This window comes from Streptomyces sp. NPDC007189 (assembly GCF_040703635.1).
In the GTDB taxonomy this organism is placed as follows: Bacteria; Actinomycetota; Actinomycetes; order Streptomycetales; family Streptomycetaceae; genus Streptomyces.
In genome coordinates this window covers 102,164-115,330 of record NZ_JBEYEY010000017.1, presented here as the reverse complement: position 1 = coordinate 115,330, position 13,167 = coordinate 102,164, and the positions used below count along the sequence as shown (strand labels likewise).

At 72.8% G+C, this 13,167-nt stretch carries 11 protein-coding genes and 1 riboswitch; all 11 genes read left to right on the top strand.

Annotation, left to right across the window (positions count from 1 at the left end; genetic code table 11):
• The first annotated feature begins 36 nt into the window (after positions 1–36).
• The 11 genes from AB0950_RS30640 (at position 37) to AB0950_RS30590 (ending at position 13,140) form a co-directional block, all read left to right on the top strand.
• Complete coding sequence (locus AB0950_RS30640) at positions 37–2,160, top strand: N-6 DNA methylase (RefSeq protein ID WP_366779874.1); 2,124 nt, start codon at positions 37–39, stop codon at positions 2,158–2,160.
• Between the two features lie 164 nt (positions 2,161–2,324).
• Positions 2,325–2,969 (top strand): hypothetical protein, encoded by a 645-nt coding sequence (locus AB0950_RS30635; RefSeq protein ID WP_366779873.1) that lies wholly within the window; start codon positions 2,325–2,327, stop codon positions 2,967–2,969.
• Positions 2,970–3,007: 38 nt separating this feature from the next.
• Positions 3,008–4,501, top strand: coding sequence for a serine/threonine-protein kinase (locus tag AB0950_RS30630; protein WP_360158250.1), 1,494 nt, complete (start codon positions 3,008–3,010; stop codon positions 4,499–4,501).
• A 60-nt stretch (positions 4,502–4,561) separates the two neighbouring features.
• A complete protein-coding gene (locus AB0950_RS30625) occupies positions 4,562–5,389 on the top strand; it encodes a glycoside hydrolase domain-containing protein (RefSeq protein ID WP_366779872.1) in 828 nt (275 codons plus the stop codon).
• Between the two features lie 148 nt (positions 5,390–5,537).
• Entirely contained in the window at positions 5,538–6,191 is a 654-nt protein-coding gene (locus AB0950_RS30620; RefSeq protein ID WP_360157931.1) for a SurA N-terminal domain-containing protein, read from the top strand.
• A gap of 85 nt (positions 6,192–6,276) precedes the next feature.
• Positions 6,277–7,338, top strand: coding sequence for a nucleoside triphosphate pyrophosphohydrolase (locus AB0950_RS30615; RefSeq protein ID WP_366779871.1), 1,062 nt, complete (start codon positions 6,277–6,279; stop codon positions 7,336–7,338).
• Entirely contained in the window at positions 7,335–8,627 is a 1,293-nt protein-coding gene (locus AB0950_RS30610; protein ID WP_366779870.1) for a cytochrome P450, read from the top strand. The genes AB0950_RS30615 and AB0950_RS30610 overlap by 4 nt, the downstream gene beginning before the upstream one ends.
• A 167-nt stretch (positions 8,628–8,794) precedes the next feature.
• Entirely contained in the window at positions 8,795–9,847 is a 1,053-nt protein-coding gene (locus tag AB0950_RS30605) for a transglycosylase family protein (RefSeq protein ID WP_366779869.1), read from the top strand.
• 198 nt (positions 9,848–10,045) lie between these two features.
• Positions 10,046–10,218, top strand: a riboswitch (cyclic di-AMP (ydaO/yuaA leader).
• Between the two features lie 4 nt (positions 10,219–10,222).
• A complete protein-coding gene (locus tag AB0950_RS30600; protein WP_360574715.1) occupies positions 10,223–10,909 on the top strand; it encodes a transglycosylase family protein in 687 nt (228 codons plus the stop codon).
• 355 nt (positions 10,910–11,264) lie between these two features.
• Positions 11,265–12,545 (top strand): phosphopyruvate hydratase, encoded by a 1,281-nt coding sequence (gene eno, locus AB0950_RS30595; protein ID WP_360157916.1) that lies wholly within the window; start codon positions 11,265–11,267, stop codon positions 12,543–12,545.
• A gap of 118 nt (positions 12,546–12,663) precedes the next feature.
• On the top strand, positions 12,664–13,140 hold the full coding sequence (locus AB0950_RS30590) for a septum formation initiator family protein (protein ID WP_366779868.1): 477 nt from the start codon (positions 12,664–12,666) through the stop codon (positions 13,138–13,140).
• Positions 13,141–13,167 lie beyond the last annotated feature (27 nt).

Sequence of the window (13,167 nt, the reverse complement as noted above, 5' to 3'; positions counted from 1 at the left end):
TGCTCGGCGCACACACGGGACGAGGGGACGAAGCCGGTGCAGGACAACGCAACAGAGGTGACCGCAGCGGGAATCGCCCGGCTGGCCGGAGTGGGCCGGGCCGCCGTCAGCAACTGGCGCCGCAGGCACGCCGATTTCCCCAAGCCGGTCGGCGGCACCGAGACCAGCCCGTCCTTCGCGCTCGCCGAGGTCGAGGCCTGGCTGCGCAGGCAGGGCAAACTCGCCGAGGTCCCGCTGCGCGAACGTGTCTGGCAGCAGCTCGTCGGGCACCCCGAAGGCCCGCTCACCGCCCTGGTGCACGCGGGCTGCGCCCTGCTGCTGATCCATGAGCGCCCCACGGTCTGGCTCGACGCGAGCGCCGGCTCGGACGCGCGCCTCGCCGCGATCCTGCCGGGCGTGCTGGAACAGGTGCTGACGCCTGTGAACGCCGAAACTCCTGTTCACACCCCGGCCGCCAGGCACGGTGTTCACGCCGCTCACGGCGTCTCCGCAGCCACTCCCGCCGCCACCCCGGCCGCCACCGCCCCCGCGGCCACCCCCGCGCTCCGCATCCCCACCGGCCCCCAGCTCCTCCCCTCCGTCCCCCTGCTGCGCGGTGCGGGCGAGCTGGCCGCCGAGATCGGGGCGCGGCAGGCGTTCGAGTTCCTGCTGGGCCGGCATCTGGACGCCAACCCCCGCCAGTACACGCTCACTCCGGCCGAACTCGCCGCTCTCATGGCCGACCTCGCCGGCCCCGCCCGCACCGTGCTGGACCCCGCCTGCGGCACCGGCGCGCTGCTGCGGGCCGTCGAGCCCCGCCCCGACCAGGAGTTGTACGCCCAGGACAGCGCCCCCGAGCTGGCCGCGCTCACCGCGCTGCGGCTCGCGCTGCACTCCCGGGCCGGTGTGCGCGGCGCGGCCGGCGACACCCTGCGCGCCGACGCCTTCCCCGGGCTGCGGGCCGGCGCGGTGCTGTGCCATCCGCCGTTCAACGAGCGCAACTGGGGCCACGACGAACTCGCCTACGACCCCCGCTGGGAGTACGGCTTTCCGGCCCGTACCGAGTCCGAACTGGCCTGGGTGCAGCACGCGCTGGCCCGGCTGGCCGACGGCGGCGCCGCCGTCCTGCTGATGCCGCCGGCCGCCGCCTCCCGCCGGTCCGGGCGCCGGATCCGCGCCGATCTGCTGCGCCGGGGCGCGCTGCGGGCCGTGGTCGCGCTGCCGGTCGGGGCGGCGCCGCCGTACAACATCCCGCTGCACGTGTGGGTGCTGCGCCGGCCGGAGCGGACGCCGGCCTCGCCCGAGCTGCTGCTCGTGGACACCGGGAGGTTCGCCGGGGAGGGGCGCGGCGGTCCGGACTGGCCGGCCGTGCGCGAGGCCGTCCTGGACGCCTGGCGCGACTTCGACCGCGCGGGACGGCTGGCGGAGCGGCCCGGGCTCGCCCGTTCCGTGCCGGTCATCGAGCTCCTCGGCGACGACGTGGACCTCGCGCCCGCCCGCCATCTGCCGCCCGTCGTGGCCGACGGCGCGGAGCAGCTCGCGGCGGTGCGCGAGCGCCTCGGGGAGACCCTGCGCCTGACCGCCGACCTCACTCCGCCGCCCGCCGCGCCCGCGCCCGGCGCGCGCTGGCCGCTCACCACCGTCGGTGAACTCTCGCGCGGGGGCGCGCTGATGATGCGCTCCGGCGGAAACGGCGGCCACGCGCGCGTGCCCGTGCTCACCGACCACGACGTCCTCGCCGGCACCGCGCCCTCCGGGACGCTCCCGGAGAGCGAGGAGGAGCCCGTGCTGACCGAGCCGGGCGACGTCGTCGTACCGGTGCTGGGCGGCGGCTCGGTGGCGCGCGTGATCGACGACGCCACGGCGGGCGCCGCCCTGGGGCGCAACCTCGTGCTGCTGCGCCCGGACCGCGCGGCGCTCGACCCGTGGTTCCTGGCCGGGTTCCTGCGCGGTACCGCGAACAACCGGCAGGCCAGCAGCTACGCCTCCACCGCGACCCGGCTGGACGTGCGCCGCCTGCAGCTGCCCCGGCTCCCGCTGGACGAACAGCGGCGCTACGGCGCGCGCTTCCGCGCGCTCGACGAGTTCGAGCGGGCGCTGCGCCGCGCGAGCCGCCTCGGGGAGCAGCTCGTGCGCGGAATGTACGACGGCCTGACCGACGGCACGGTGGCGCCGGACTGACCACGGGGGCGGCAGGACAACGGTTCGGTAGATCCGGGAGGCTTGCCCGTGTCCTTGTCGGTCCCGGGCCATATGCTCGAAGCGACAATCGCACGACCGGCGTTCTCCCCCGACGGAGCACGCCGGTCGGATGTGTACGCCCACTTCAGGCATCAGGAGCAGCCATGCAAGGCCTCGGCCACGGACAGCCGGTGAAGCAGCCGCCGCACACCGGGTGGCTGGTTCTGCTGCGTGTGCTGTTCGTGGCGACCGGGTTCTTCAGCATCGGCATGCTGGCCTGGGTGATGCTGCTGCGGCTGGCGGCCGTCACGCGGCGGGCGGTGGACTGGTGCCTGTTCGTCGTCGCGCTGGTCGCCGACCTGCTCAGCCTGGTGCTCATAGGCACCGAACCCGGCGACGACATCCACACCCCGGTGGGCTACTTCGGCCTGTTCCTGCTGCTGGGCACCCTGGCGGCCACGATCGTGTACTACCTCGCGGCGGAGATCCGCCACTACGCCCGCCGGCGGCAGGCGTACGCGGCCCAGCGGGCGGCGCACGGCGGCTACGCCTATCCGGGCCCGGCGAACCCGTACGCGGCGGCGACCGTCCCGACCGTGCCGATCAGCCGGGCGGGCCACGACACGCCGTTCCCGCAGGCCCCTGTCGCCCCGCACACCCCGCCGCCGTTGGCGCACACGCCCGTGCCCCAGCCGCCGCAGCGCCCGGCGCCCAGCCACATCGAGCAGGTGCGCGCCGAACTGGACGAGCTGAGCGACTACCTGCGCAAGCACGACGGCCGCAACGACGGCTCCGAGAGCGGAAGGTGAGCGTGGCGGCAGGACGTGTCGTCGCCGGCCGGTACGAACTGTCCACCCTCATCGGGCAGGGCGGCATGGGCCAGGTGTGGACGGCGTACGACCGGCGGCTGGACCGGCGCGTGGCGGTGAAGCTGCTGCGCCCCGACAAGGTGGCCGGCCAGGAGGCGGACGAGCTGCGCCGCCGGTTCATGCGCGAGTGCCGGGTGACCGCGCAGGTGGACCACCCCGGCCTGGTGACCGTGCACGACGCGGGCAGCGAGGGCGAGGAGCTGTTCCTCGTCATGCAGTACGTCGACGGCGCCGACCTGTCCGACCATCTCGCCGAGCACGACCCGTACCCCTGGCCGTGGGCGGTCGCGGTGGCCGCGCAGCTGTGCGCCGTGCTGAGCGCCGTGCACGCCGTGCCGATCGTGCACCGCGACCTCAAGCCGCGCAACGTGATGGTGAAGCAGGACGGCACGGTCACCGTGCTCGACCTGGGCGTGGCCTCGGTCATGGACACCGACACCACCCGGCTCACCCACACCGGCTCCCCGATCGGCTCGCCCGCCTACATGGCGCCGGAGCAGGCGATGGGCGGCGCGGTCGGCCCGTACACGGACCTGTACGCGCTGGGGGTGCTGATGCACGAACTGCTCAGCGGGGACGTGCCGTTCGCGGGCTCCACCGCGCTCGGGGTGCTGCACCGGCACCTGTACGAGCCGCCGCTGCCGGTGCGCCGTATCCGCCCCGAGGTCCCCGAGCCGCTCGAGGCGCTGGTCCTGCGCCTGCTCGCGAAGGACCCGCAGCACCGGCCGGCGTCCGCGCAGGAGGTGTACGAGGACCTGGCGGCGCTGCTGCCCGCGCGCGGGACGCCCACCGGGGCCCCCTTGGACCCCACGCGCCCTTTTCTGCGCCCGCACGCCCCCTGGCCGGACCGCGCCCGGACCCCCGCGCCCCAGCCGGCCCCCGTCGCGCCGGCGCCGCCGGCGGCCGAGAAGCCCGACGTCGCCGCCGCCGTCGAGGAGGTCAAGCGGCTGCTGGGGGAGGGGCGCATCACCCAGGCCGTGGACATCCTCGGCGCGATCCTGCCGGCCGCGGCCGAGCAGCACGGCGAGCACTCCCCGGTCGTGCGCACGCTGCGCAAGCAGTACGCGGCCACGCTCATGGACGACGGCCAGTACCGGCGCGCGCTGCCCGAACTGCGCCGGCTCGCCGACGAGCGCGCCGCCGAGGCCGGCCAGGCCGACCCGCAGTCCCTGCGCTACCGCTACGAGGCCGCGCAGTGCCTGGAGCAGCTCGGCCAGCCGGCGGCGGCGCTCGCCGAGTACCGGGCGCTGCTGCCGTACTACGAGAACCAGTACGTCTCCGGCGACCCGCAGCTCGCCCACGAGGTGCGCCGGCGCATCGGCCATCTGCTGCTCGCCCTCGGCGACCGCCCGTCCGCCCACGACACCCTCGCCCGGCTGCTGATGGACGTGGAGCGGCTGCACGGGCCCGGGTATCCGATGGCCCTGGAGATCCGGCGCACCCTCCAGTGGCTGGGGCAGGTGCGGGGCTAGCGGAAGCGGTTGATACGTTGCGTCGCTCAACGAAGTGACGTGTCAACAGGGGTGGGACTCATGGCCGGCCATCGGCAGTCGAAGAAGCGCAGACACCTCACGTGGGCGGTGGCCGGTGCGGCCGTCGTCGCCGGCGCCGGGATCGCGGCGCAGACCTCCATGGCCGCCACCGCGTGGCCCGCGCAGAAGACCTTCACCGGCCGCGCGTTCGACACCTGCGCCGCGCCCTCGCTGCCGGCGATGAAGGCCTGGCACACCGGCTTCTACGGCGCCGCCGCCGTCTACGTGGGCGGCAGGAACCGCGGCTGCTCCCAGCCCAACCTGACCGCGTCCTGGGTGAAGTCGGTCAGCTCCCTGGGCTGGAAGCTGATCCCGATCTACGTCGGCGCCCAGCCGCCCTGCCAGTCCGGCTCCAGCCCGGAGAAGATCACCGCGTCCACGGCGGCCTCACTGGGCGCGAAGGACGCCGCCGACGCCGTCGCCAAGGCCTCGGCGCTCGGCATGAAGGCGGGCAGCCCGGTCTACCTCGACATGGAGGCGTACGACATCACGAACACGGCGTGCAACGACGCCGTGCTGACGTATGTGCGCGCCTTCGACAAGGGGCTGCGCGCCAAGACGTACCGCAGCGGCTACTACGGCTTCACCAGCTCCAGCGCCAAGGCCGTCGCCACCGCCAAGGACAGGACGGACCTGCCGGGCAACCTCTGGTACGCGCTGTGGGACAAGCAGAACACCACGACCGCGGACTGGCCGTGGGGGTCGACGCAGTTCACCGGCCACAGCCGCGGCCATCAGTACATGGTCGACAGCAAGGAGACGCGGAACGGCTCCACGATCACCGTGGACCGTGACGCCTGGGACGGGCCGGTGGCGATCATCGGCTGAGCCGGGCGGCGCTCCCGCCGGGGCGCGGCGGTGCCGTAAGTCGCGGTGAATCGTTGGTCGAATGGCTTGGCCTGAGCTGAGCCGCTGCCTACCATCGATCATCGCAAGACTTTGTGCACCGCCGCACAATCTCCCCCAGGAGGTTTCCTTGCACCGCCGCCGTCGCACCGCGCTCGTCCTCACCGCCGCGATCGCCGCCGCGGCACCCCTGCTGACCGCCTGCGGAAACGATGCGCACCCCGGCGCCGCGGCCGTCGTCGGCGGGCAGCGGATCACCGTCGCGCAGCTGCAGAGCCGGGTCAACGAGGTCCGCGCGGCGCAGCGGGCCGCGGTGCCGGACGAGACCCAGTACGAGCAGGTGCTCGCCTCCACCAGCAGCCTGACCCGGGACACCCTGCACAACATGGTCCTCGACCGGGTGCTGCACCGCGCCGCGCAGGACGCGGGCATCACGGTCACCCGCGAGGAGATCCAGCAGATGCGCACGGGCCTGGAGCAGCAGGCCGGCGGCGCCAAGGGCCTGCAGACGGCCTGGCTGCAGAAGTACGGCATCGCGCCCGCCCGCCTCGACGACAACCTCCGGCTCCAGCTGGAGGCGCAGAAGCTGGCCCAGCAGCTCGGCACCGACACCACCCAGCCCGCCTTCTGGAAGGCCCTGTCCAAGGCGTCCCAGGAACTGCACATCGACCTCAACCCGCGCTACGGCACCTGGGACGTGCAGAAGAGCAGCCGCGTCGACGCCAAGACACCCTGGGTGCGGGAGGTCACGACGGCGTCCGGCGGGCAGCCGCTGACCGCCTAGCACGGCCGGTCGTACGATCACACGATCGTCCCCACCCTGTGGATAACCGGATCCGCTCCTGGTCGGCGTGGGTTACGTTCGGATCGTGAACGCATCCAGCTCCGACCTCGCCCCCACCGCCGGCCCCGGCCGCGTCGTCCTGCTCACCACCAGCCACCGCGTCGCCCCCGGCCTGCTGTCCTGGCCGGCCTGGCAGGCCCTGCGCGCCGCTGACGCCGTGCTGTGCGCGGACGGCGCGCATCCGCAGCTGCCGTATCTGCGCGAGGCCGGGATAGCGGTCCGGGAGGCGTCCCCCACGGCGCAGGAGCTGGTCGACGCCTGCGCCGGCGGGCGCACGGTCGTGGTCGTGGCCACCGGCGAGGGGGAGCCCGCGCTCACCGACGGCCTGGCCCGGCTGGCCGGCTCCGGCCGGGTCGCCATGCCGGAGCTGGAGCTGCTGCCCGCCTCCTACGACCTGCCCGGCGCCCGCCTGCTGGACCTCGTGCAGGTCATGGACCGCATCCGGGCCGAGTGCCCCTGGTCCTCCCGGCAGACCCACGAGGGCCTCGCCAAGTACGGCATCGAGGAGGCGTACGAGCTGGTCGAGGCGATCGAGGCCGGCGACCGCGAGGAGTTGCGCGAGGAGCTGGGCGACGTGCTCCTCCAGGTCGTCTTCCACTCCCGGATCGCCGAGGAGCACCCGGACGCGCCGTTCTCGATCGACGACGTGGCCGGCGGCATCGTCGCCAAGCTCGTCCACCGGCACCCGCACGTCTTCGGGGACGAGAAGGCCGAGACGCCGGAGGACGTCAAGGAGCACTGGCTGCGCACCAAGGCCGAGGAGAAGCGGCGCGCCTCGGTGACCGAGGGCGTCCCGCTCGGCCAGCCCGGCCTGGCCCTCGCCGCCAAGCTCGTCTCCCGCGCGCGGACGGCGGGCCTGGACGTGCCGCTGCCGCAGGGCGAGGGCATCGGCTACCAGTTGCTGGCCCTGGCGGCCCGCGCCGAGGCGGAGGGTGTGGACCCGGAGGCGGCCCTGCGCGCGGCGGCACGCGCGTACCGGGACGCGATCCGGGAGGCGGAGGGAGTCGCCCCCGAGGCGATACGCCCGGCCACCGCCGGCCACCATGACGCGGAGACCCATGAAGCCCCGGATACGGTCGACCCGTGACCGACCAGCCCCACCCGACCCCCGCCCCCGGCGAGAGCTCAGGCCCCGTGCCCGCGCTTTTCAGCTGGGAGTTCGCCACCGACCCCTATCCCGCCTACGCCTGGCTGCGCGAGCACGCGCCGGTGCGGCGGACGCGGTTGCCCAGCGGGGTGGAGGCCTGGCTGGTCACGCGGTACGGCGATGCCAAGCAGGCCCTCGCCGACCAGCGGCTGAGCAAGAACCCGGCGCATCACGACGAGCCCGCGCACGCCAAGGGCAAGACCGGTATTCCGGGCGAGCGCAAGGCGGAGTTGATGACGCATCTGCTGAACATCGACCCGCCGGACCACACCCGGCTGCGCCGGCTGGTCAGCAAGGCGTTCACCCCGCGCCGGGTCGCCGAGTTCGCGCCGCGGGTGCAGGAGCTGACCGACCGTCTCATCGACCGGTTCGCCGGGAAGGGCTCCGCCGACCTCATCCACGAGTTCGCCTTCCCGCTGCCCATCTACGCCATCTGCGACCTGCTCGGCGTCCCGCGCGAGGACCAGGACGACTTCCGCGACTGGGCGGGCATGATGATCCGGCACGGCGGCGGGCCCCGGGGCGGGGTCGCGCGGTCCGTGAAGAAGATGCGCGGCTACCTCGCCGAGCTGATCCACAAGAAGCGCGAGGCGCTGCCCGCCGAGCCCGCGCCCGGCGAGGACCTCATCTCCGGCCTGATCCGCGCCTCCGACCACGGCGAGCACCTCACCGAGAACGAGGCCGCGGCGATGGCCTTCATCCTGCTGTTCGCCGGTTTCGAGACCACCGTGAACCTGATCGGCAACGGCACCTACGCCCTGCTCACCCACCCCGGGCAGCGCGAGCGGCTCCAGGCGTCCCTGGCCCGGGGGGAGAGGGACCTGCTGGAGACCGGCGTGGAGGAACTGCTGCGCTACGACGGGCCGGTGGAGCTGGCCACCTGGCGGTTCGCCACCGAGCCGCTCACCATCGGCGGACAGGACATCGCGCCGGGCGACCCGGTGCTCGTGGTGCTCGCGGCGGCGGACCGGGACCCCGAGCGGTTCGCCGATCCGGACGTGCTGGACCTCGCCCGCCGCGACAACCAGCACCTCGGCTACGGCCACGGCATCCACTACTGCCTCGGCGCGCCGCTCGCCCGGCTGGAGGGCCAGACCGCGCTCGCCACCCTGCTCACCCGGCTGCCCGACCTGCGGCTCGCCGCCGATCCCGCCGACCTGCGCTGGCGCGGCGGGCTCATCATGCGGGGCCTGCGCACGCTGCCCGTGGAGTTCACGCCCACCGCCTGACCGCACGCCGTACAGAGAAAAGTGACGCACGTTCAACTATGTGATCTTCACGTGATCTGCGCGGCATGAACTTGTGACAAGTGATCGTCGGACGATACGTTCACCCATCAGCGTGGCGAGGGCACCGTTCGCCGCGCCGGTTCCGCAGTCGCTCGAAAGGCTTCCGCATGCTCTCCGGGAACGGTCGTCACCGTCGCCCCCGTCAGGCTCCGGCCCTCCTCGTCGCGGCCGGAGTGACCGGCTCGGCCATCGCCATCCCGCTGCTCGGCGCCGCGAGCGCCAACGCCGCCGACGGCACCACCTGGGACAGGGTCGCCGAGTGCGAGAGCGGCGGATCCTGGAGCGCGGACACCGGGAACGGCTACTACGGCGGTCTGCAGATCTCGCAGGAGGACTGGGACGAGTACGGCGGCACGCAGTTCGCGGAGAGCGCCGACCAGGCCAGCCGCAACCAGCAGATCGCCGTCGCCGAGAAGATCCTCGCCGACCAGGGCACCACGCCGTGGGCCATGTGCGCGCTGACCGCCGGGCTGACCTCCCACTCCGGTTCGCTCGACGTCGACACCGGCGTCGGCGGCTCTGGTGACAGCAGCGGTTCGGGCAGTGCCTCCGGCTCGGCGGACGGCTCCGGATCGTCCGGTCTGCCGGATTCGTCCTCCAACGGCTCCGGTTCGGGCCAGGCGTCCGGCTCGGACTCCTCCGGCTCCGACACCTCCAGCCCCTCCTCGGACGCGAGCGGCACGCCCGCCCCGAGCGCCGGCGGCGACGCCACCGGAACGCCGGACACGTCCGGTTCCACCGGAACCAGCACCCCCAAGTCGGACAAATCTCATGAGTCCGGCGCGCAGGGCACCGGAAGTTCGCAGGGGAGCGCCGGTTCCTCGACGGAGGCGCCCGGTGCCGACAAGTCGGACAATTACCAGCAGAGTGCCGGTTCTTGGAGCCTGGTCGACACCGGAGCGCTCACCAGTGGCGGACGTCACCGTGGCGCAAGCGCGGACGAAACCGTGACAAACGGTCAGAACTCCACGTCGTCCGGCCGTCACGCCGACCGCGGACCGGACACCTACACCGTCCGCGAGGGCGACTCCCTCGCCTCCATCGCCGACTCGCTCGGCGTCGACGGCGGCTGGCGCGCGCTCTACGAGGGCAACAAGAAGGTCATCGGCGCCGACCCGGACCACATCGCCGCCGGTCAGACCCTGAAAATCGACGGCTAAAACAGCACGGGCCAGGGCCAGTTGACGCCCCACTTGATCACGCAATGTCCGGTTTGGCGAAAGTGTGGGATGAGTCTCAGAAGCCCTGATCGTCTTTGAAATTCGGCCGATGCCGTGTCTACGGTCGGGACCGCTCGTCACCACGAGCCCCGGCAGTCGCAACGCCGAATCCTGCCAGCGGTTGCCCGGGAACAGTCGTCGCGTCAAGCGCCGTAGGCAGGAGCGGGGGACCCAAGGTAGGTGCCGGACCCAGCAGTTGCTGCTGGACCGGCTAGGGGTGAAGCCGCACCTCGCGCAAGCGGGAGTGCGGCCGGGCAACTCAACCGGCCCGAACCCGACAGCTCACCTCGCAGGCGTCGGTGAGGGGATCGATCCATGCTGTTTTCCGCCAAGGGCAAGCACCGCCGCCCGTCCAAGGCCGTCCGTGCCGTCGCGCTCGCCGGTGTCACCGGCGCCGCCGTCGCCGCCCCGCTGATGGCCGCGGGCAACGCCTCCGCCGCCACCGCCTCCCAGTGGGACGCCGTCGCCCGCTGCGAGTCCGGCGGCAACTGGTCCATCAACACGGGCAACGGCTTCTACGGCGGCCTGCAGTTCACCAACTCCACCTGGGCCGCGTACGGCGGCACCGCCTACGCCTCGCGCGCCGACCTCGCCACCAAGGCGCAGCAGATAGCCGTCGCCGAGAAGGTCCTCGCGGGCCAGGGCAAGGGCGCCTGGCCGGTCTGCGGCACCGGCCTGACGAGCACGCCGTACAACGGCTCCGCTCCCGCCGCCTCCACGAAGTCGTCGGCGGCCAGCACCGCCGGCCGCTCCACCGGCCAGGCCGCGACCCGCTCCACCACGCGCACGGCCCCGTCGGCGAGCAAGACCGTCACCACCCCGACCGGCACGAAGGTCAAGAAGGGCGACGGCGAGTACAAGGTGGTCAAGGGCGACACCCTCAGCTCCATCGCCGAGAAGCACGGCGTGCAGGGCGGCTGGCACAAGCTGTTCCAGCTGAACAAGGACATCGTCAAGAACGCCGACCTCATCTACCCGGGCCAGCAGCTGCACCTGAAGTGACAGCCGGCGGGTGACACCCGGCTCCGAGCCGGCCCACAGCGCCCTCACAGCCGCCGCCCTGACACTGGAGGCCTCGTGAGGGCCACCCCCCGTCCCCACGGGCTCCCCGCCCCGGCGCGTGTTCCCCCGTACGCGCCGGGGCGGGGCTTTTCTTTGCCCGGCCGTCTCCTGCTGTTTTCCCGCACCCCCCTTTGTTCCGGCGGTGAACAATAGGTACCGTCTGCGTGTCCCTCCCGTCCACGGGACGGTCGGTCGGTGGCCGGCGCCCCGGGGACGGTTAGGCTCTAGTCGCACGGCGCGGCCGCAAGGCACACGCCCCGCACTTCCAGCGTCACATCCCAAGAAGGAGATGCTCGTGCCGTCCATCGACGTCGTCGTAGCCCGGGAAATCCTGGACTCCCGAGGCAACCCCACGGTCGAGGTCGAGGTCGGCCTCGACGACGGCAGCACGGGTCGTGCCGCCGTCCCGTCCGGCGCCTCGACGGGCGCCTTCGAGGCCATCGAGCTGCGCGACGGTGACCCCAACCGCTACCAGGGCAAGGGCGTCGAGAAGGCCGTCCTCGCCGTCATCGAGCAGATCGGCCCGGAGCTGGTCGGCTACGACGCCACCGAGCAGCGCCTGATCGACCAGGCCATGTTCGACCTGGACGCCACCGACAACAAGGGCTCCCTCGGCGCCAACGCCATCCTCGGCGTCTCCCTCGCCGTCGCCCACGCCGCCTCCGAGGCGTCCGACCTCCCCCTCTTCCGCTACCTGGGCGGCCCCAACGCGCACCTGCTGCCGGTGCCGATGATGAACATCCTCAACGGCGGCTCGCACGCGGACTCCAACGTGGACATCCAGGAGTTCATGATCGCCCCCATCGGCGCGGAGTCCTTCTCCGAGGCCCTGCGCTGGGGCGCCGAGGTCTACCACACGCTGAAGAAGGTCCTGAAGAACAAGGGCCTGGCCACCGGCCTCGGCGACGAGGGCGGCTTCGCCCCGAACCTCGGCTCCAACCGCGAGGCCCTCGACCTCATCCTCGAGGCGATCAAGGAGGCCGGCTACACCCCCGGCGAGCAGATCGCGCTCGCCCTGGACGTGGCCGCGTCCGAGTTCTACAAGGACGGCACCTACGTCTTCGAGGGCAAGAACCGCTCGGCCGCCGAGATGACCGAGTACTACGCCGAGCTGGTCGAGGCCTACCCGCTGGTCTCCATCGAGGACCCGCTGTTCGAGGACGACTGGGAGGGCTGGAAGACCATCACCGACAAGCTCGGCGACAAGGTCCAGCTCGTCGGCGACGACCTGTTCGTCACCAACCCCGAGCGCCTCGCCCGCGGCATCGAGGACGGCGCCGCCAACGCCCTGCTGGTCAAGGTGAACCAGATCGGCTCGCTGACCGAGACCCTGGACGCCGTCGAGCTGGCCCAGCGCAACGGCTACAAGTGCATGATGTCCCACCGCTCCGGCGAGACCGAGGACGTCACCATCGCCGACCTCGCCGTCGCCACCAACTGCGGCCAGATCAAGACCGGCGCCCCGGCCCGCTCCGAGCGCGTCGCCAAGTACAACCAGCTGCTGCGCATCGAGGAGATCCTCGACGACGCCGCGGTGTACGCCGGCCGCAGCGCCTTCCCGCGGTTCAAGGGCTGAGCCAACGCGGAGTAAGGCTTAGCCAGTCGTACGTACGTCCCCGCACTCGGTCCCGTACCGTGTCCGGGGACGTACGCACGTGTGCAGCCACACCGGCGAAGGGGAGCGGAGGAGCCAGATGGCCGTCAAGGACCGGGACCGTTTCTCCACCGCGACCAGGCTGCGGCTGCTCGGCGAGCAGACGGCGGCCCGGGTCTACCGCTCGCAGAGCAGACGGCAGGCCCGCCGCTCCCGGCTCACCGGCCGCGCGGCGCTGCTCGCGCTGGTGCTGTGCTCGCTGGTCGTCGCGCTCGCCTACCCGATGCGGCAGTACGTCTCCCAGCGCGCGCAGATCACCGACCTGCAGCGCCAGCAGCAGCAGGCCCGCAAGCGGGTGGAGCAGCTGCGCGACCTCAAGGCGCGCTGGCAGGACGACGCCTACGCCGAGCAGCAGATCCGGCTCCGGCTGCACTATGTGATGCCCGGCGAGACCGGGTACACCGTGGTCGACCCGGGTCTGGCCAAGCAGTCCCGCGCCGACCTCAGGGGAGCCCGGCGCCCCTGGTACGCGAACGTCTGGGACGGAGTCGACAAGTCCGACGCCTCCGACCAGTGAACCCACAGAAAGCCTTTCAAACAGCAG